Raw genomic sequence first — 18,955 nt, 5'->3', positions numbered from 1 at the left:
GCTCAGCGCGGCGCGACGGGCTTCTGGACCAGGGCCACGCTCAGGCCGTCCGGCGTCACCGTGATGGCGCCGGGCTCCATGTTCAGCGAGTCCATCAGGGCCAGTTCCTTGTCCTGCAGCTGGTAGAGCACGAGCTGGCCCAGCGCCTGCTCGGCCAGCGCGCTGGCGTAGGTGGTGAGCATGTCGCTCATGGCGGGCGCCAGGTCGTTGATGACCAGGCTGTTGACCTTGATCTGGTGGGCGCGCAGCGTGCGGTCCGTGGGCTCGTAGCGCAGCGCGAAGTCCAGGTTCAGATGGCCGCCATAGCCCTGCTTGAGCACGGGCCCCGACAGATCGGCCTGCAGCACCGCATTGAGCGCGTTGCGCTCGGGCAGCAATCCCAGCACCGGCGAATGCAGCTTGAGCTGCAGCATGCCGGCCACGGGGAACTGCCGGGGAAAGCGCTGGGCCACCACCTCCTGCAGCCTTTGCCGCGAAACCGAGACATTCCCAGGTCCGGACTTTCCCGAACATCCGGTTGCGGCCAGGCTCCAGCCCGCTGCCACGACCATCAACAAAAAGCGGCGATTCATCACGACAGCACAAGCCTCAGAAAGCCCGACACGAAACCCTGAAGCGCCATGCATGCCATACGCATGGCGCTATGTTTTTTGAGAGCGACATTGTCCCGCCAGGGGCTATTCCCTGTCCCGGCAGTGGGTGTTGCCCGGCACCTGCGCGCAGCCACTTCGAGAACGAAACGACATAGCAGCTAGTGCCCGCCGGACATAGGCAGTACCGGCTCCCATACGGAAACTCGGCCGCTCGCAAAGTTCCCGCCTTCCAGAAGAAATCAAGGAGACACCATGAAGAAGAACATCGCCCTCGCCCTGCTGGCCACAGGCTGCGCGGCCGGCCCCGCCCTGGCGCAGTCCACCAGCAGCGTGAGCCTGTACGGCATCATCGACGTGTCGGTGCGCGCGCAAAGCGGCCTGTCGGGCGCCAATGCGCCGGCTGCGGGCAGCATGGGCTCGGTCAACAGCGGCGTGGGTCCCACCAGCCGCTGGGGCATACGCGGCAGCGAGGACCTGGGCGGCGGCCTGCGCGCCATCTTCAACCTCGAATCCACGCTGGGCGCCGACGTGGGCGGCATCGGCGGCGTGGCCGGCACCTTCGACCGGGCGGCCATCGTGGGCCTGGCCGGCCACTGGGGCGCGGTCACGGCTGGCCGGCAGAACACGCTGATCTCCGACTCCGTGGGCCTGGTCGATCCCATTGCCCTGCGCTTTGCGGGCCTGAACCCCAACATCCAGGTCACCAGCCTCACGGGCCACGGCCTGAACAACGAATGGGGCGCCACCAACACCAAGGTGGGCTCCAACCGCGTCAACAACTCCATCAAGTACTCGGGCAGCTTTGGAGGCCTCACGGCGCGCGCCATGTACAGCTTCGGCGAGACCGGCGTGTCGGCCTCGCGCCTGGACACGCGCGGCCTGGGCCTGGACTGGCGCCAGGACGACCTGGTGCTGACCAGCGCCTACACCCAGTTCCACGACGCCAGCGGCCGCACGCTGGACGCCGCCAACATCGGTGGCGCCTGGAGCCGTGGCGACCTGCGCCTGATGCTCAACTACGGCCGCAACAAGGCCGAGACCAGCGACACCGCGAAAACCACGAACAAGATCCTGGCCCTGGGCGCGCGCTACGCCATCACACCCGTCATCGGCCTGAACGGCGGCTACTACAAGGTGGACCGCGAGCGCACGGGCCAGGGCGACGACGGCTTCCAACGCCTGATCGGCTTTGTGGACTACCAGCTGTCCAAGCGCACCAGCCTGTTCCTGGAGCTGGACACGACCAAGTGGAAGAACGGTTACCAGGGCGCAGGCAACAAGACACGCGCCAGCGGCATCAGCCTGGGTATCACGCACAATTTCTGACCCCCTGAGCGGCTGGCGCCGCTTCCCCCAGGGGACGACGCCCTCGGCTAGGCGCCCCCGCCGCGAGGCGGCTCTTGCTCGGCGTCTCTGAGTTGGAGCACGCCAGTTTCACAGGCTGTGATCGTGATTCGCAGACCTGCAAGCCGCCGCGAAATCCAGCTTTGCCGCGCCCTTGGGCGCGGTTTTTTTATCTATTCATATATCCATTCATGGATTTGCATAAATCCTTGATTTTCAATAAATTAACCCCTTGTTTCATCCATTCATGAATTGATTCCCCATGGCCACTGAAGACCTCTCCCTGCAGGTGCTGACAGCACTGCGCCGCCAGGGCGGTGCGCTGGCGGCGCGCGAGTTGCAGCAGATGCTGGGCGTGAGCCAGCCCACGGTGTCGCGCGCGCTGGCACCGCTGATCCAGTCGGGCCAGGTGCGCAAGGTGGGGGCGGCGCGCACGCAGCGCTATGTGCTGCCGCGCCAGGTGGCGGGCGTGGGCGCCGAGGTGGCCATCATGCGCGTGGACACCGAAGGCCATGCATCGCCCTTCGGCCGCATGATCGCCCTGCACGGCGGCGGCTTCTGGGTGGATGAGGCCGACGGCCTCAGCGAGCAGCACGACGGCCTGCCCTGGTTCCTGGACGACATGCGGCCCCAGGGCTTCATCGGCCGCAGCTTTGCGCACAGCCACCCCGAACTGCAGCTGGGCGGCGACCCGCGCCAGTGGGGCGAGGACGATGTGCTGCGCGCCCTGGCCCGCTTTGGCGAAGACCTGCCGGGCAACCTCATCGTGGGCGAAGCCGCCTTCGAGCGCTTCCACTCCCTGCCCGCGCGCACGCTGCGCGCCGCCTCTGCGGCCGACTATCCGCGCCTGGCCATGCAGGCCATGCAGGGCACGCATCCGGGATCGTCGGCAGGCGGCGAGCAGCCCAAGTTCTGCTGCATCACGGCCGGGCGCAGCGTCATCGTCAAGTTCTCCCCGGCAGGCAACGCGCCGGCCGAGCAGCGCATCCGCGACCTGCTAGTCTGCGAGCACCTGGCACTGCAGACCCTGGCCGAAGACGGCCTGCCCGCAGCGCGCACGCGGCTGTTCCTCGATGGCGGCCGTGCCTTCCTCGAATCGGAGCGCTTCGACCGCAGCCAGCCGGCGCCGGGCGATGTGCCAAGCGATGTACCGAGCGATATGCCAGTCTCACAGGCCCACCCGGGCAGCAACCCTGGACGCATCGGCATGGTGTCCCTGCAGGTGCTCAATGCCCAGTACGTGGGCGAGGTGGACAACTGGGCGGCCACGGCCAACCGCCTGGCCGCACGCGGCCTCATCACCGAGGCCGACGCGCGCAGCCTGCGCCTGCTCGAAGCCTACGGCCAGCTCATCGCCAACACCGACCGGCACTACGGCAACATCTCCTTCGTGCTGCCGCAGCCCCATGGCGACTGGGCGCTGTCGCCCACCTACGACATGCTGCCCATGCTCTACATGCCCATCAACGGCGAGATCGTGGAGCGCGACTTCGGCGCCCAGCCCCAGCGACCCACGGCCGCCACGCTGGCCGAATGGCCGCATGCCCAGGCGCTGGCACGCCGCTTCTGGCAGACCGTGGCGCAGGATGCGCGCATCTCCGGGGAATTTCGCAGCATCGCTGCGCGAAATCTTGAATTCATGAGTGCCTGATTGAAAGGCAACAGCAATGAAATTCAGATGACAATCTGTGGATAACGCCGGTAATTTCTCTTGAAAAACCTGTGCACATGCTCTTGAGAAACATTTGTACAAGCTGTGCTTTAACTGCGCAAAACCGCCATCCACAAGGACAGTACGCCACCGCCTGCACAATCGAAGGCTTCCTCATCCGACAAGAGCCTGGCCACCGATGACAAGCATTGCCCCTTCTCACGCCGCAGACCCGCGCATCGCCGACGTGCTCAGCTACTGGCTGGGCTCCGCGCATCCCGACAACGCGGGCGCCCTGGCCTGCAAGAACCTGTGGTTCATCAAGTCCGATGCCACTGACGACCAGATCCGCGAGCGCTTCGGCGCCCTGGTCGAAGATGCGCTGGCCGGCCAACTGGACGGCTGGGCCGGCACGGCCCTGGGGCGGCTGGCGCTGATCGTGTTGCTGGACCAGTTCACGCGCAACCTGTTCCGGGGCACGGCGCGCAGCTTTGCAGGCGACCCGCAGGCGCTGCAGCTGGCGCTGGACGGCATCGCCCTGGGCCATGACCGCCATGCCGACCTGCCAGCCGTGGCGCGCATCTTCTGCTACCTGCCGCTGGAGCATGCCGAAGACCTGGCCCTGCAGGACCGCAGCGTGGCCGCCTTCCAGGCCCTGGCCGACCAGGCCGGTGACGCGGGCGGCGAGGGCGTGCGCGAGTTCCTGGCCGGCACGCTGGACTACGCCCACCGGCACCGCGACGTCATCGTGCGCTACGGCCGCTTTCCGCACCGCAATGCCATCCTGGGCCGCACCAGCACGGCCGAGGAACTGCAGTACCTGTCCCAGCCCGGCTCAGGGTTCTGAGAGCGCAGCAGGTCTCCTTCACTCACAAAAAAAGGGAACGTGCCAACGTTCCCTTTTTTGCTTTCGGCGCGCTTCCGGCATTCAGGCCGGCTGCGCCTGCGGCTGGCGCTCGCCGCCCTTGCGCTCGCCATCGCGCATGCGCAGCGCCCAGCGCTCGATCGTGTAGAACGACAGCGCCGACAGCGCCACCGAGATCGCCAGGCCCAGCGCCACCACCACGGGCCACGAGAAGTCGGCGCGCAGATAGCGCACCACCGGGTAGTGCCAGAGGTAGACGCCATAGGACAGGCGGCCCAGCTTCACCAGCGTGGGCGACGACAGCATGTCGAAGACCAGGCCCGAGCCCTGGCTTGCCGCCACCAGCAGCACCACGGCGGCGCATTCCACAACGGTGATGCCCCAGACCATGGCGTCCTGGTTGTCCCATTGCAGCGCCATCAACAGCGGCACGGCCAGCGGCACCCACATGGCGTGGTGCATGCGCGCCTTCAGTGCAGCGATGAAGTCGGGCCGCTCGATCATCACCGCCGCCAGCAGCGCACCGGCGAACAGGCCCGAGGCACGGGTGTCGAAGCGAAAGAAGATCTCATAGAAGTGCTGGCCCTGGTCCACCCAGTACACGCGCCACAGCCAGCTCAGCGCCCACAGCAGGGCAATCGGGCGCCACATACGGCCCGGCTTGGAAAAGCGCAGCAGCAGCACCAGCAGCGGCGGCCAGATCAGGTAGAAATGCTCCTCCACCGACAGCGACCACATGTGCAGCAGCGTGTCCGGGCTGTCGAAGAAGGCGATGCCGTAGTCGGCCAGATAGAGGATGGAGACCAGCGCATCGGTGTAGATGTCGTTCAGGTCCGGCCACAGCAAGGGCGCGAAGATGCAGTACGCGCCCAGGAACAGGGCCAGCGCCGGCATCAGGCGATAGAAGCGGCGGCGGTAAAAGCGCCAGAAGCCGATGCGGCCTTCGGATTCGTTCTCCATCAGCAACAGCGAGGTGATCAGATAGCCGCTGAGCACGAAGAACAGGTCCACCCCGAAGAATGCGCCATCGAACAAAGGCGCATGGGAGTGCGACAAGATCACCAACAGGATCGCCACGCCCCGCAGCCCGTCAAGGGCGGGGTTGTAGTGCAGTTTGAAATCCTTGACCACCAAAACCGGACACCTTTCCAACGCCGGGGCATACGCCCCGGGCCATGAACAAACCCCATGAAAAATGGAGCACGCGGACATGGCGCAGCCGTCCCCGGGAGGTTCGCAACGCATGGTCCAGCGCGATAAGAGAGACGGCACGCCCCAAGGTTCCCGGCGGATGCTGTGACCAGCAATCCGCGAGCCGCGGCTGCGGCGCACCTGGAGGATGCGGGCCGCCTCTACGGGCGGCCCTGCGTGCACGAACATGCCCTGCAGTGCAGGGCAATGGCTGATGAATTTCAGCGAAATCCGATTTTAGCCATCACCGCCTGCGGGCCAGGTTCGATGGGCATTCGGCCTGGAGTCCTGGGTCACCCCGCCCCGCCGCCTGTCCACCTCTCATCGCACGCCGCGAGTATGGGCAGCGCACCGCGGCCGGAACGTAACAGGAAGTTGTCGCCGACGCTGCTGTGCCCGGCCTCACGCCGCCCTGCGCCGCCCTGTTGAGCCACTGGCGAACACAGGGCAAGGGGAGTTGGGTGCGCTGTCAACAATTTGGAACAAAACGCCACCAATCCCAATGAACACCAGCATCTTCCGCTATCGTTTTTAACAAGCAGGCGGACAAACGGAAGAGATCGCGTCCTGCAGACCACGGCGCGCGTCACTGTCTGTCTGCACCGGCTGCTGGTTCTTGGCCCGCAGATAGTGCTCGGTGAACAGCGCCAGGTAGCTCTCCAGCGCGCGGCCCGCGCGCCGGTCATCCACGTCGCCCGTCAGCTCCAGGCACAGGGCCGCCACCTCGCTGGTGCAGAAATGGTCTTCGCGCTGCGAGCGGCGCAGACGGTACTGCGACACCTGGTCCGGGTGCAGGCTCAGCACCGGAAAGCGGTCCAGGTAAGGGCTCTTGCGGAACATCTTGCGCGCCTCGGGCCAGGTCGCGTCCAGCAGGATGAACAGCGGGCGCCGGCCTGGGCCCGGTTCGGTCCCGGCCTGGGCTCCGGCCCCGTGCACCGGCAGCGTATGCACCACGCGCTGCGGCGGCTCCACGAACTCGCCGGGAAACACCACATAAGGCTGCCACTGCGGATCATCGAGCAAGGCCAGCAGGCCCGCATCGGCCTCGGTGCGCGCCCAGCCGAAGGCATGCGTCTGCTCCACCACATCGGCGATCAGCCAGCCCGTGTTGCTGGGCTTGAGCGGCTCGGCATCGTGCATCAGCAGGCAAAAGCCCGCCCGCGTCGGCAGCATGGGACGCAGCGCGCAAAGGCAGTGCGAAGGCCGCAGCCGGCATCCCTCGCAGCGCTCGCCGCGCGGCCCGCCGCGCGACAGAAACGGCCGCGTGCTGCGCGCCAGCCGCTGCGTGCGCAGCCGCGAGACCGCATGCGGCGCCACGCCGGAGTCCACGCCGCGCAGATAGGACAGAGGCACGCAGGCATCCTGCGCCGCAGCAGGCACAGCTGACATTTCCAGGCTCATCCCACGCTTTCCAGCTCGAACAGCGGCAGCTCGGCGCGGCGGCTCAGCCACACGCCGCCGCCCAGTTCCTTGAAATGCTCGGCCAGCCCTCGCCGGTACAGATCGGCCCGGTGGCGAAACAGGCGCGGATCGGTCAGATCCTCATCGATCACGCCGCGTTCGTAATCCTCGCGCGCCACCGCCTCCACATACAGACCGCCTCGGCTCAACCGCCCCAGATTGGCCAGCGCGCGCTTGAGATCCGGCGGGCTCAGATAGGGCAGCACGCCCTGGCAGATCACCAGATCGAAGGGCTCTGCAGGATCATGCGCCGCATAGTCCACCACCGAGCCGCGCTCCCAACCAAAGCGCCCGCACAGGTACTCGCTGAACTCCACGCCGTGGTAGCTGGCACCGGGGAAGTGGCGCTGCACCGCCTCGCGCCACAGACCGATGCCGCAGCCCACATCCAGCACGCGGCGCACGGGCACGCGCACATAACTCAGATAGGAACAGACGAAAGCGCCCAGACGGTTCACATGCTCGGTATCGACCACGCTGGTCTTCTTGTCGAAGTAGTAGCGCTGGTAGTACGCCTCGTCGAACCACTGGTCACTTGCTGATTGCACGCATTCTCCTTGGGGGTGAGCGCCCGGCGGGCGCGTTCGGGCGGGAGTATGGCGCAGAGGGGTTTGTATATGCCGGGATGCGGTATTCGCTCAGGCCTTGGGCGGCCGATGCAACAGGCACAGCTTGTTGCCATCCAGATCCCGCACATAGGCCAGGTACAGCCGGCCGCCGGGCGAAGCCTCGCGCCAGCCGGGCGGATCCTCGCAGGTCACGCCCCCGGCTGCCACGGCGGCGGCATGGGCCGCGTCGGCCTGCTCGGGCGACTGCGTCGCAAAGCCGATGGTCGCGCCATTGCCGTGGCAGGCAGACTCGCCGTTGATCGGTGTGGAAATGGCAAACGTGCCGCCCGCGCTGCGGTAGAAATAGCGGTTCTTGTTGGCCATGCCCGGCGCAATGCCGAGCGCGCCCAGGAATGCGTCGTAGAACTGCTTGGATTTTTCGAGGTCGTTGACCCCGACCATGACGTGGCTGAACATGCCTGTGTCTCCTTGGTTGATGCGAACCGGGATGTTAGCTGCGGCACGCCGTCCTGCTGTCACCCATGCGCGCCAGCGACCATACTGTCGCCCCCGCCACAGCCGGCGGACATTGCACCGATACCGCGATACCGAAACCATGCGCCTTCTTCACACTTCCGACTGGCACCTGGGCCAGCACTTCATGGGCAAGAGCCGCCAGGCCGAGCACGCTGCGCTCATCGACTGGCTGCTGGAGCAGGTCGATGCCCAGGCGGTGGATGCCGTGCTCATCGCGGGCGATATCTTCGACACCGGCGCGCCGCCCAGCTATGCGCGCGAGCTGTACAGCCAGCTGGTGGTTCGCCTGCATGCGGCGGGCGTGGCTCTGTTGCTGCTGGGCGGCAACCATGACTCCGTGGCCACGCTGGCAGAGAACCGCGAGCTGCTGGCCTGCCTGGACACCACCGTGGTTGCCGCCGTGGGCGAGACGGCCAGCCACGTGGTCGAGCTGCCGCTGCGGCGCCGGCCGGGGCAGCCGGCCGCGCCCGGCTGCATCGTCTGTGCCCTGCCCTTCATGCGCCCGCGCGACCTGGTGCTGAGCCAGCCCGGCCAGAGCGCCGAGCAAAAGCAGCAGGCGCTGCAGGCCGCCATCGAGTCCTGCTACCGCAGCGTGCACGACGCCGCCATGGCACGCCGTGACGCGCTGGCCGCCGCATCCGGCCAGCGCCTGCCCATCATCGCCACGGGCCATCTCACCACCGTGGGCGCCAGCAGCAGCGAGTCCGTGCGCGAGATCTACGTGGGATCGCTGGACGCCTTCCCCACCTCGGCCTTTCCGCCCGCCGACTACGTGGCGCTGGGCCACATCCACCAGCCGCAGAAAGTGGGCGGCCTGGAGCACATCCGCTACAGCGGCTCGCCCATTGCGCTGAGCTTTGACGAGGCCCGCCAGTCCAAGCAGATGCTGCTGGTGGACCTGGGCCCCGAAGGGCTGCAGGCCGTCACGCCGCTGCCCGTGCCCTGCTTTCAGCCCATGGCCTCGGTGGCAGGCAGCCTGACCGCCTTGCCGGATCTGATGCGCGCCGCCGCCCAGGCCGGCAGCCCTGCACGGCCCGTGTGGTTGGAGGTGGTGGTGGAGCAGGACGACTACCTGCCCCAGCTCACCGACCGCGTGCAGGCCCTGGCCGACGAGCTGCCCGTGGAACTGCTGCGCGTGCGGCGCCAGCGCGGCCGGGCGGTGGCCGGCATGGCCGCCGCCGCCGGCGAGTCGCTGCACGAGATCAGCCCCGCCGACGTCTTCGAGCGCCGCCTGGCGCTGGAAACACTGGAGCCCGGCCTGGCCCAGGCCCTTACCCGGCGCTACCAGGAAGTGGTGGCCGGGCTCGATGCGCCCCAGCCAGGCGCCGGCGAACACGGCGAGGAGGCCCGCGCATGAAGATCCTTACGCTGCGGCTCAAGAACCTCAACTCGCTCAAGGGCGAATGGCGCATCGACTTCACGCAGGCACCGTTCGCGGGCAACGGCCTGTTCGCCATCACCGGGGCCACAGGCGCGGGCAAGTCCACCCTGCTCGATGCCATCTGCCTGGCGCTGTACCACCAGACACCCAGGCTGAACAACATCTCGGCATCAGCCAACGACCTCATGACGCGCCACACGGCCGACTGCCTGGCCGAGGTCGAATTCGAGGTCAAGGGGCAGGTCTACCGCGCCTTCTGGAGCCAGCGCCGCGCACGCGACAGGCTCGATGGCACGCTGCAGGCGCCCAAGGTGGAACTGGCCCGGGGCGATGGCAACATCCTCAGCAGCCAGACGCGCGACAAGCTGGAGCAGACCGCCGCCATCACCGGCCTGGACTTCGAGCGCTTCACCAAGTCCATGCTGCTGGCCCAGGGCGGCTTTGCGGCTTTTCTGCAAGCCAATGCCAATGAGCGCGCCGGCCTGCTGGAAGAGCTGACAGGCACCGAGATCTACGGCCTCATCTCGCAGAAAGTCTTCGAACGCGCCCGCGATGCGCGCCAGCGCCTGGACCAGCTCAAGGCCCAGGCCGATGGTGTGGAGTTGCTGTCGCCTGAGGCGCGCGATGCCCTGCAGGCCCAGGCCGACAGCCTGGTGACGGAGCAGGCCACGCTGCAGGCCGACTACCTGCGCACCCAGGCCCAGCACCAATGGCAGCAGCAACTGGCCCAGGCCACCCAGACACTGCAGGCCGCCCGCACCGGCTGCGCAAACGCCGCCCAGGCACTGGAGCAGGCCGCGCCCGAACTGGAAAGACTGGCCAACGACGAGCCTGCTCAAGCACTGCAACCGCTGCACCAGGCCTGGCAACGCAGCACCGCCGCCTGCGATGACAGCCGCCAGCAACTGCAGCAACTGCGCGAGCACGAACAGCAAACCCAGGCCCGGCTGCTGCTACAGCACCGCCATGCCCAGGCCCTGTCCGCCCGCCTGGCCCAGGCTGCGCAAGACACCCTGGCCCGCCAGCAGGCCGAGCACCAAACGCTGGAACAGTTCTGCACCCACCATGCCGCCCATGCCCTGCTGGGCGAGCGCCTGGGCAGCTGGCGCCAGCAATTCAAGCTGCGCGCCAGCCAGCAACAGCAAGCGGCCAACCAGCAGCAGGCCCTGCGCAAGCTGGATGCCGAGCAGGCCCGCATGGCGCAAAGCGCCGAAGCCGGCACGGCCCAGGTCCAGGCCGCCACCGACGCCCAGGCCCGCGCCAGCGCCGCACTCCAGCACGCGCAGGACGAACAGGCGCAGCGCCTTCAAGGCAGCGGCGGCATGGCCGAGCTGCGCGCGCGCGAGCAGGCAGAGCAGGACCGCCTGCACCTGTGGCGCCAGGCAGAAATCCAGGCCGCGCAGCGCCGCGAACTTGCGCGCCAGCAAGCTGCGCTGGAGCAGGAATTGCGCGATGGAGAGGCACAGGCGCGGGCGCAGGACACATCGCTGCAAGCCCTGCGGCAGCAGTACAAGAGCGTCAAGGAACAGGTCGCGGACAAGCAGACCCTGCTCCTGCAGGAGCAGCGCATCCAAAGCCTGTCCGAGCACCGCCACGCCCTGCAGCCCGGCCAGCCCTGCCCGCTGTGCGGCGCGCACGAGCACCCGGCCGTGGCCGCCTACGAAGCGCTGGACGCCTCAGCCACCGAAGCCGCGCTGCGCCGCAAGCAGGATGAACTCGACGCCCTGCAAACCCAGGGCGAAACGGCCCGCGCCACGCTGGCGGCCACCACGGCCGCGCAGGCGGCGCGCCAGCGCCAGGCCGACGAATTGGAACAGGACATCGCACGCTGGCACGGCACATGGAACGACACATGGCAGGGCCTCACGCAACCCCTGCAACTCGCGCCAGACAGTTGGCAACAGGCCGACACCCTCGCCGCATCGGCCCAGGCCTGCGCCCGCCAGCTGGACACGCTCAAGCACGCCGTGCAGGCCGCCGAGCAAGGCGAGCAGGCCGTGCAACAGGCCAAGGACGCCGCCCAGCACAGCCGCCAGTCACTGCAGACCGCGCAAGGCCAGCTTGCGCTGCAGCAGCAGGCCCTGGCCGACCACAGCGCACGCCGCGAAGAACTGCAGCAATCCATCGCCAGCCTGCAGGCCGAAGCCCAGGCGCTGAACGCGCAGTTGCAGGCTTCACTCGGCGAGGCCGGCCACACCCTGCCCGACGACGCCCAGCCCTGGCTTGAAGCGCGCGAAGCCGAATGGCAGCACTGGCAACAGGCCCGGCACGACCTGCAGCAACTGGCCCAATCCATGGCCTTGCAGCGCAAGGAATGCGAGGCGGCCGAGGCCGATGCGCAGCGCTGGAACAAACAGTGGGAAACACAGTGGGAGGCACAGTGGGAGGTACAGAGAACGGCGCAGCACCATCCCGCCGATACGGCTGTGGCAGAGCCGCCTTCACTGCCCTTGCCGCCCGTGGAACAGCTGCCGCAGGCCCTGGCCGAATGCGCCAGCGACATCGCCGCTCTCACGCGGCGGCAGGATGCCCTGCAAGGCCAGCAGCAACAGGCCCAGGCCACGCTGGCCCGCCAGCGCGGGGAAGCGGTCCAGGCCGAATCCGCATGGCAGGCCGCCCTGGCCGCCAGCCCCTTTGCTGACGAGCCCACCTACCTGCAGGCCCTGCTGCCCGCACCCGAACGCCAGCGCCTGGCCACGCTGCGCCAGCAACTGCAGGCGGCACAACAGCGCGCGGCCACCCTGCTGGAAGCCGCACAGCGCGAGCACGCGCAACTGCAAGCCCAGGCCCTCACCGACCTGACACCCGAAGCCATCCAGGCGCTGCTGCAAACACTGCAGGAGCGCCATACGGCACTCAGCGAACAGCTGGGCGGCGCCCGCGCCCAGCTGGCCGACGACCAGCGCCGCCGCCAGGGCCAGCAGGCCCTGTTCGAGCACATCGCCGCCCAGGCCAGCGACAGCGACCTGTGGCAGCACCTGGACGGCCTCATCGGCTCGGCCAAGGGCGACAAATACCGGCGCTTCGCCCAGGGCCTCACCCTGGACCACCTGCTGCACCTGGCCAACCTCCACCTGGCGCGCCTGCACGGCCGCTACTTGCTGCGCCGCAAGCCCGAAGGCGAGCTGGAACTGGACATCGTCGACAGCTGGCAGGGCGACACCCCGCGCGACACGCGCACGCTGTCGGGGGGCGAAGCCTTCCTCGTCAGCCTGGCCCTGGCCCTGGCGCTGTCCGACCTGGTCAGCCACAAGACCTCCATCGACTCCCTGTTCCTCGACGAAGGCTTCGGCACGCTCGATGCCGACACGCTGGAGATCGCGCTCGACGCACTCGACCGGCTCAACGACAGCGGCAAGATGATCGGCATCATCAGCCACGTGGAGGCGCTCAAGGAGCGCATCGCCGTGCAGGTGCGGGTGGAGAAAGGCGGTGGCGTGGGGCATTCTAGGCTGGTGGTTTCTTCGTGATCCGAAGCGTTTCAAAATCTCTTAGGCTGTTGTTTTTAAAAGAATTTCGGTACGTTTCTGGTTTTTTGAGAAACGTACCGAAAAAGGCTCTTTCGATTTCTGCCGGTAAGTTGTTGCGTGCTACCGCTTCGCCCGACTCTGCTTGCGGGGCTGTGAGTCACTACAGAACTGTCACCAAACTGCCTCCCAACGCCTGCACCATCCTGCGGGCACGGCCTGCGTGGCCGCCGTTCACTCCTTTTCAAGGACCGCTCCATGCAAGTGCGCTTTCCCAATCCCTTCGGCCTGGCCCTGCCCGACGCCCAGGCGGTGCGCGAGTACCAGGCTGCGCAAGGCTTCTCCGACGCCTACGCGCAGTTCCTGATCACGCAGAACGGCCTGGACTTCGACCGGCTCGAAGCGGCGCCCGATCGCGAGGACTACCTGCAGGCCGACGACGAGACCGGCGACAACCACGCCTGGCTGCGCACCCTGCACCACTTCCGCGCAGGCTCGGAGCACTGCGACGTGGAGGACCACCAGCGCGAGAACCTGTTTGCCGCACACTTCATGGTCATTGGCCATGACCCCGGCGGCAACCCCTTCGTGGAAGTGCTGCACGGCGCCTTCAAGGGCCGCATCGGCAGCCTGGACCATGAGCTGTTTGCAGGCTGCGAGGACCTGGAGCAGTTCCTCGAAGAAATGGAACTGAGCGGCTTTGCCACCGCCAGCGTGGACGAGCAGACCGACATGCTTTGCGACGAAGACCAGGGCCTGATCTGGTTCCACGCCAGCAGCATGGACAGCTTCGTGCAGCAATGCGTGTTCTGCGACGAGGACGGCTCGGGCTTCGTGGTGGACGAGCCGGGGTTGGAAGAGGATTGAGCCACGGGGAGCGGACGGGTGCTGCCCGGCGCTACCAACTCGAAATAGCGCGGCAGCCAGCATGCACACATCGATGGTCAACTGATTGAGTAGCAGTTCGCTGATCTGAGCCTCAATAGCACCCGGCGCCTTCCACCAAAGCCATCAGCATCGCTGCGACTTGGTCTTGACCCAGCTGAACTCTGCTGGGCGGCCGTACTCCTGGTCCAAGGCCTGCACGCAGACTCTCACTTCGTGCCGCGCCTGTCTTCAGGCATCACCAAAGACCCCCCATCGACCGAGCCGCAGAACAAGGCATGGACGCTGGAATGCGGGTCTCTTGGCAGGACCGCAGCAACAGCACAGTTGACGGCCACGGCCTGCGCTTCGTATACCAACCGATGCAACGGTGGAAGTCCATCTTCACTCGAAAGACCTTTGCTTGCCGCCGGACTCAAAGGATCAATAAAACCAGCAGATCAATATGTATTTAATTGAAACAACAACCAGATCATGAGCAGCTATAGCTCCACCCGCAGCATATCGCCGCGGATTGCAATGAAGGGCCTCAACTCCTGTATGCCAGAATGCCGGACACCAACCGGGAAACTCTTAGGCAGGACTTATATGGCGACTCAAGCACCTCAAAAAATGGATTTTGAGCAATGGAAAGAAGGCATTACGAAAGCTGTCGGTGACCCAAAGTGGAACGCCTGGGACTGTGACATTCAAATGGCAGTCAACGAGTACAACCGCCATCTTTCCAGTACAGCAGGATACGTGTCCCTCGACTGGCAACTCATCAAGGCTATGCTATGGGTTGAAACTGGCGCCAATAACTCACAATGGAACTCCAAGCCCATGCAAATCGGTGTCACGGGAGATCCTGGGCTGTCATCATTTCTGTCGAATGACGAAGGCAGCGACCTGATTCTGCCGCCCGCCTGGAAGGGCCGTCTGACCACGGGATCTGTTCGCTCCATACCCACGCACAATATTCATGCAGGCATTGGCTATCTGCTCATGCGCATGGCCAATTTCGAGTTCCAGACTGTGCCTGCTTCAGATCCGAAGGTGTACGAAGTCACAGTCAAACGCGGTGACAGCCTGGAAAAGATTGCAAAGACACAGGGCAGCACTCCAGAGACACTCAAGAGACTCAACCCCAAAGCGGCCACGCTACAGCCGGGGCAGGTTTTGAGGTACCAGAAGGCGTCCGTCCAGCGCGTCATTACAGGCTGGCGCTCCATTTCCGCCAACATGGTGGCGCAACGCTACAACGGCGGCGGCGATCCCAACTACGCACGTAAACTCAACCACACCCTATCGCTGGTTCGCAGCGCAAAGGCGGTCGCATGCGCACAATAAAGCTGACAACCCTGGCACTGGCAGCCTGCATTCCTCTGTGGAGCCTCGCCACGGAAATCATTTCTCAACCCGATGAACGCGCCTTGCGCGAGGAATGCAGTGCCCACTCCCAGGCCGGAATGCGAGACTGCCTGGCGCGCAGGCTCGCAGACAGCCACAAGGCCTTGAAGCAGGCCGAGGAACAGGCAGCCAGCGCGCTGGGGCAATGGGATGAGGATGCCAAATATGCCGCCCAGGCCAAGGCCAGGCTGTCCGCCTCCGGCAAGGAATTCACGCAGTACCGCGATGCCCAATGCAGCTGGCTTGCTTCTCTGGCTGGCGGCGCAGCCGGCAACGCGACGGAGATCAGGCGCCTGTCCTGTGCTGCAGCACTGAACTTCGGGCGGGCCGCGCAGCTGCGCGATGCCACATCCGAGCTGCCGTTGAAATAGCACGGAGCGCCCGCTGCGGGCGCGCCTGAGGTGCGTGTCAGCGGAACTTCACCGGCTGCACCCCCCGGTGCTTGGGCCTGACCACCACGGTGCCCGCAATCTTGTCGTGCCAGCCCTGCTTGCGCGGGTCAAAGGCCACCCAGATCAGCCCCAGGCACAGCGGGATGATGGACACGAAGTAGGCCAGGTAGCGAATGATGGCCTGCCGTGTGCTCATGTCCGCGCCGGTCTGCGCGTCCACGATCCTGGCGGCGATGAGCATCTTGCCCGGCGTGGCCTGTTTCTTGATCCAGAAGATGACGACGGCAATGGCAGGCAGCACCCAGGAGATGACGAAATCGGCCGGGCCGTGCAGCAGTTTTTCGGATTCCAGGTATTCCCAGCCATAGATGGAGATCAGGGCCGGAAGCATGAGCACGAGCAGGATCACGGTGTCGATCAGCGCGGCGCCGGTACGGGCCCAGAAGCCCACGTACTCGAGATCGTCATCCTGCATGGTGCGCCCTGGTTGGCATATGAGGCTGCCAGTGTGCCACCTCGGTGCCCCGCCAGAAATGCCGCGCAAGGCCAGGGCCTGCGCGGCAGGGTTGCGGCGGCCTGTCGGTCGAACTATCGATCGAATACTGCCTGCAGGTCCTTCTGCCCCGTCACGCCGGACTGCAGCGCCAGCATCAGCAGGATCCGCGCCTTGGGCGCGCGCAGATCGTCGGCCATGACGGCGCCGGCCTCGAACGAGGTCTTGCCGCCGCCCTCGAAGCCGTAGCTGGGCATAACGCGCCCGTTGTGCACGCGCGTGCTGACGACCACGGGCACGTTCTTGCCGATGGCGTACTTGGCGGCATCGAGCATGGCGACGTTCATGTTGCCCATGCCCAGGGCGTCGATGACGATGCCCTTGACGCCACGGTCCACCGCTTGGCGAACGGCCTGGCCGTTGGCGCCGCCGTACATGGGGAAGATTTCCACCTCGGGCATGGTCTGCGCCTGGATGGGCAGGTGCTGGCGGCGCGCGGGGGCGGAGGCGAAGTTCACGCGGTCCGGGTAGACCTCGCCTAGAAAGCCGAATTCACCCGAGCGGAAGGTCTCCACGTTGGCCGTGTGTGTCTTGGTGACGTAGCGCGCGGCGTTGATCTGGTTGTTCATGGCCAGCATGGCGCCCTTGTCGCGCGCCTTGGGGTCCACGGCGATGCGCACGGCGTTGAGCAGGTTGCGCGGCCCGTCGAAGTCGGACACCGAGGCATTGCGCTGCGCGCCGATGAGCACGATGGGCTTGGACGACTGCACGGTCAGGTCCAGCCAGAAGGCGGTTTCCTCCAGCGTGTCCGTGCCGTGCGAGACGATGGCGCCGGCCACCTCAGGGCGGGCCAGCGCGGCCTGTACGGCCTGGGTGAGCTGCACCCAGCGGGCCGGGTCCATGTAGTCGGAGGGCACGTTGGACAGGTTGTTGACCTGGATGCGCGCGTACTTGCCCACGTCGGGCACGGTGGCCAGCAGGTCGTCGCCCGAGATCGCGGGCACGGGCGCGTTCTTGACCGGGTCGATCTTCATGGCGATGGTGCCGCCCGTGGCGATGAACTGGACCACGGGCTTGTCCTGGGCGGCGGCGCTGGTAGCAATCATGGGCAAGGTGCAGGCAGTGAGCAGGGCGAGGGCGGTGCGGCGGAAGGCTTTCACGGGTGTTGTCTCCTTGTTGTGATGTCAAGGAGCATGCTAACCATGGCGTGCGGCCGGCCCGCGCTGCCGGCCCTGCGTGAAACCCTGATGGACAGGCGCGATCAGCGCGCATCAGCGCATCAAAGCGCCAGCGCGGCCTCGATGTCGGTGGACAGCTTGGCCGGCGCATCCTGCGGCGCATAGCGGCGGATGACCTGGCCGTCGCGGCCAACGAGGAATTTGGTGAAGTTCCACTTGATGGCCTTGGTGCCGAGCACGCCCGGCGCCTCGGCAGTGAGCCAGCGGTACAGCGGGTGGGCGTTGGCGCCGTTGACGTCGATCTTGCCCATGAGCGGAAAGCGCACGCCAAAGTTCAGGTCGCAGAAGCTGGCGATTTCCGATTCGCTGCCCTTTTCCTGGGAACCGAACTGGTTGCACGGAAAGCCCAGCACCACCAGGCCGCGCTCGCCGTACTGCTCATGCAGCGCCTGCAGGCCCGCGTACTGCGGCGTGAAGCCGCAGGCGCTGGCGGTGTTGACGATGAGCAGCACCTTGCCGCGGTAGTCCGACAGGGGACGGCCTGGCCCGTGATGGAGGTGGCCTCGAAGTCGTAGGCCGAGCGGGGCGCGGCGGCGGTGTCATTCATGCGGGTACTCCTGGAGTGGAGCGCCCATGGTAGCGCCGGGATACCCAGGGACACCCAGGGGCGCGCTGGCCGGGCATGGGGATGCGGACTTGTCTCACAGACAGCAGGTGAACAAAAACTTACCTTGGAAGGCAACAGGCGGGCACATCGGCCCGCCTGGTCCCGTTTCGCTGGCAGGTGTTTACAAGCCGCATAGGCGCATGCCTGCCGTAGTTTCCGTCCCACGATGAAGAGACCACGTATGAACCCCAACAGCACCCCACGAAGCAAGCCAAATCCAACGCCGGCAACGGCCACCTGGCGCTGGACCCCAAGGCCCTGGAGGCCGCCAAGCACAGCCTGGACGATGGCGCCGTGACCCCGCACTTCGGGCCCTGGCGCGAGGACATCATCAAGCTGCTCAATGACTCGCTGGCCACCGAGCTGGTGTGCGTGATGCGCTACAAGCGCCACCACTTCACGGCCGTGGGCCTGGCTTCGCCCGCCATTGCCGACGAGTTCCTGGTCCATGCCAACGAGGAAATGGCCCACGCCGACAAGCTGGCCCAGCGCATCGTGCAGCTGGGCGGCGAGCCCGACTTCAATCCCCAGACGCTGACCCAGCGCAGCCACGCCGACTACAACGGCGAGACGGACCTGAAGGCCATGATCCGCACCAACCTGATTGCCGAGCGCGTGGCCATCGAGGCCTACAGCCAGATGATCGACCTGATCGGCGACAAGGACCCCACCACGCGCCGGCTGATCGAATCCATCCTGGAGCAGGAGCAGGAACACGCGGACGAGCTGTCCGACTGGCTGGAGAAATAAGCACTTCCCGCCATTACCCGCCAGCCCGACAATACCGGGGCTTGGCCCATAGGCAAGGCACCCCGCGCGAGCGGGGTGCCGTTTTTTTGGGCATTCTCTCGGCTTCGCGGAATGGTCCCGCCCTATCGGCCCTGATGTCCTGTCATCAGGGCCGTCTTGCAAT

At 66.3% G+C, this 18,955-nt stretch carries 16 protein-coding genes and 1 pseudogene; 9 read left to right on the top strand and 8 right to left on the bottom strand.

Translation table 11 applies throughout. The annotated features are described in order from the left end of the window. Nucleotides 1–2: 2 nt before the first annotated feature. The gene (locus tag CLV01_RS04680) at nt 3–572 is read right to left on the bottom strand and encodes a DUF1439 domain-containing protein (protein WP_065346849.1); all 570 of its coding nucleotides are present in this window, start codon (nt 570–572) and stop codon (nt 3–5) included. A 273-nt stretch (nt 573–845) separates the two neighbouring features. Between CLV01_RS04680 and CLV01_RS04675 the strand changes: the two genes are divergently transcribed. From CLV01_RS04675 to CLV01_RS04665, 3 genes are all read left to right on the top strand, one after another. Then, entirely contained in the window at nt 846–1,919 is a 1,074-nt protein-coding gene (locus CLV01_RS04675) for a porin (RefSeq protein ID WP_043825391.1), read from the top strand. Between the two features lie 280 nt (nt 1,920–2,199). After that, complete coding sequence (gene yjjJ, locus CLV01_RS04670) at nt 2,200–3,588, top strand: type II toxin-antitoxin system HipA family toxin YjjJ (protein ID WP_099734879.1); 1,389 nt, start codon at nt 2,200–2,202, stop codon at nt 3,586–3,588. A 199-nt stretch (nt 3,589–3,787) separates the two neighbouring features. Continuing rightward, the gene (locus tag CLV01_RS04665) at nt 3,788–4,435 is read left to right on the top strand and encodes a DUF924 family protein (protein ID WP_013804552.1); all 648 of its coding nucleotides are present in this window, start codon (nt 3,788–3,790) and stop codon (nt 4,433–4,435) included. Nucleotides 4,436–4,516: 81 nt separating this feature from the next. Here the strand turns inward: CLV01_RS04665 and CLV01_RS04660 are convergent, their stop codons facing one another. The 4 genes from CLV01_RS04660 to CLV01_RS04645 form a co-directional block, all read right to left on the bottom strand. After that, the gene (locus CLV01_RS04660) at nt 4,517–5,665 is read right to left on the bottom strand and encodes an acyltransferase family protein (RefSeq protein WP_099734880.1); all 1,149 of its coding nucleotides are present in this window, start codon (nt 5,663–5,665) and stop codon (nt 4,517–4,519) included. A gap of 510 nt (nt 5,666–6,175) precedes the next feature. After that, nucleotides 6,176–7,033 carry a tRNA-uridine aminocarboxypropyltransferase gene (locus CLV01_RS04655; protein ID WP_099735223.1) on the bottom strand — a complete coding sequence of 286 codons (858 nt, stop codon included), beginning with the start codon at nt 7,031–7,033 and terminating at the stop codon, nt 6,176–6,178. Between the two features lie 8 nt (nt 7,034–7,041). Then, nucleotides 7,042–7,653 carry a class I SAM-dependent DNA methyltransferase gene (locus CLV01_RS04650; RefSeq protein ID WP_013804555.1) on the bottom strand — a complete coding sequence of 204 codons (612 nt, stop codon included), beginning with the start codon at nt 7,651–7,653 and terminating at the stop codon, nt 7,042–7,044. A 90-nt stretch (nt 7,654–7,743) separates the two neighbouring features. Beyond that, on the bottom strand, nt 7,744–8,130 hold the full coding sequence (locus CLV01_RS04645; RefSeq protein WP_047326371.1) for a VOC family protein: 387 nt from the start codon (nt 8,128–8,130) through the stop codon (nt 7,744–7,746). 139 nt (nt 8,131–8,269) lie between these two features. Here CLV01_RS04645 and sbcD point away from each other — a divergent pair, with 139 nt between their 5' ends. The 5 genes from sbcD to CLV01_RS04620 all read left to right on the top strand — a co-directional run bounded on the left by sbcD (nt 8,270) and on the right by CLV01_RS04620 (nt 15,683). Continuing rightward, the gene (gene sbcD, locus CLV01_RS04640; RefSeq protein ID WP_099734881.1) at nt 8,270–9,547 is read left to right on the top strand and encodes an exonuclease subunit SbcD; all 1,278 of its coding nucleotides are present in this window, start codon (nt 8,270–8,272) and stop codon (nt 9,545–9,547) included. After that, nucleotides 9,544–13,041 carry an AAA family ATPase gene (locus tag CLV01_RS29815; RefSeq protein WP_099734882.1) on the top strand — a complete coding sequence of 1,166 codons (3,498 nt, stop codon included), beginning with the start codon at nt 9,544–9,546 and terminating at the stop codon, nt 13,039–13,041. Before sbcD ends, CLV01_RS29815 begins: the two co-directional genes overlap by 4 nt. 255 nt (nt 13,042–13,296) lie before the next feature. Then, a complete protein-coding gene (locus CLV01_RS04630) occupies nt 13,297–13,905 on the top strand; it encodes a hypothetical protein (protein ID WP_099734883.1) in 609 nt (202 codons plus the stop codon). A gap of 606 nt (nt 13,906–14,511) precedes the next feature. Further along, a complete protein-coding gene (locus CLV01_RS04625) occupies nt 14,512–15,252 on the top strand; it encodes a LysM peptidoglycan-binding domain-containing protein (RefSeq protein WP_099734884.1) in 741 nt (246 codons plus the stop codon). Next, complete coding sequence (locus CLV01_RS04620) at nt 15,240–15,683, top strand: lysozyme inhibitor LprI family protein (protein WP_099734885.1); 444 nt, start codon at nt 15,240–15,242, stop codon at nt 15,681–15,683. Before CLV01_RS04625 ends, CLV01_RS04620 begins: the two co-directional genes overlap by 13 nt. A gap of 37 nt (nt 15,684–15,720) precedes the next feature. On the opposite strand, the gene CLV01_RS04615 is transcribed toward CLV01_RS04620, so the two are convergent. The 3 genes and pseudogenes from CLV01_RS04615 to CLV01_RS04605 all read right to left on the bottom strand — a co-directional run bounded on the left by CLV01_RS04615 (nt 15,721) and on the right by CLV01_RS04605 (nt 17,982). Beyond that, complete coding sequence (locus tag CLV01_RS04615; protein ID WP_012202823.1) at nt 15,721–16,179, bottom strand: RDD family protein; 459 nt, start codon at nt 16,177–16,179, stop codon at nt 15,721–15,723. Between the two features lie 113 nt (nt 16,180–16,292). Beyond that, nucleotides 16,293–17,357: an asparaginase gene (locus CLV01_RS04610; RefSeq protein WP_099734886.1), complete on the bottom strand. Its 1,065-nt coding sequence runs from the start codon at nt 17,355–17,357 to the stop codon at nt 16,293–16,295. 119 nt (nt 17,358–17,476) lie between these two features. Beyond that, a pseudogene (locus CLV01_RS04605) lies at nt 17,477–17,982 on the bottom strand (glutathione peroxidase). A 297-nt stretch (nt 17,983–18,279) separates the two neighbouring features. On the opposite strand from CLV01_RS04605, the gene CLV01_RS04600 reads away from it, so the two are divergent. Further along, the gene (locus CLV01_RS04600) at nt 18,280–18,792 is read left to right on the top strand and encodes a ferritin-like domain-containing protein (protein WP_099735277.1); all 513 of its coding nucleotides are present in this window, start codon (nt 18,280–18,282) and stop codon (nt 18,790–18,792) included. Nucleotides 18,793–18,955 lie beyond the last annotated feature (163 nt).

This window comes from Delftia sp. 60 (genome assembly GCF_002754395.1).
GTDB classification, from domain to species: Bacteria; Pseudomonadota; Gammaproteobacteria; order Burkholderiales; family Burkholderiaceae_C; genus Comamonas; species Comamonas acidovorans.
Note: the sequence above shows the minus strand (reverse complement) of the source record. Positions and strands in the feature narration are given on the sequence as shown.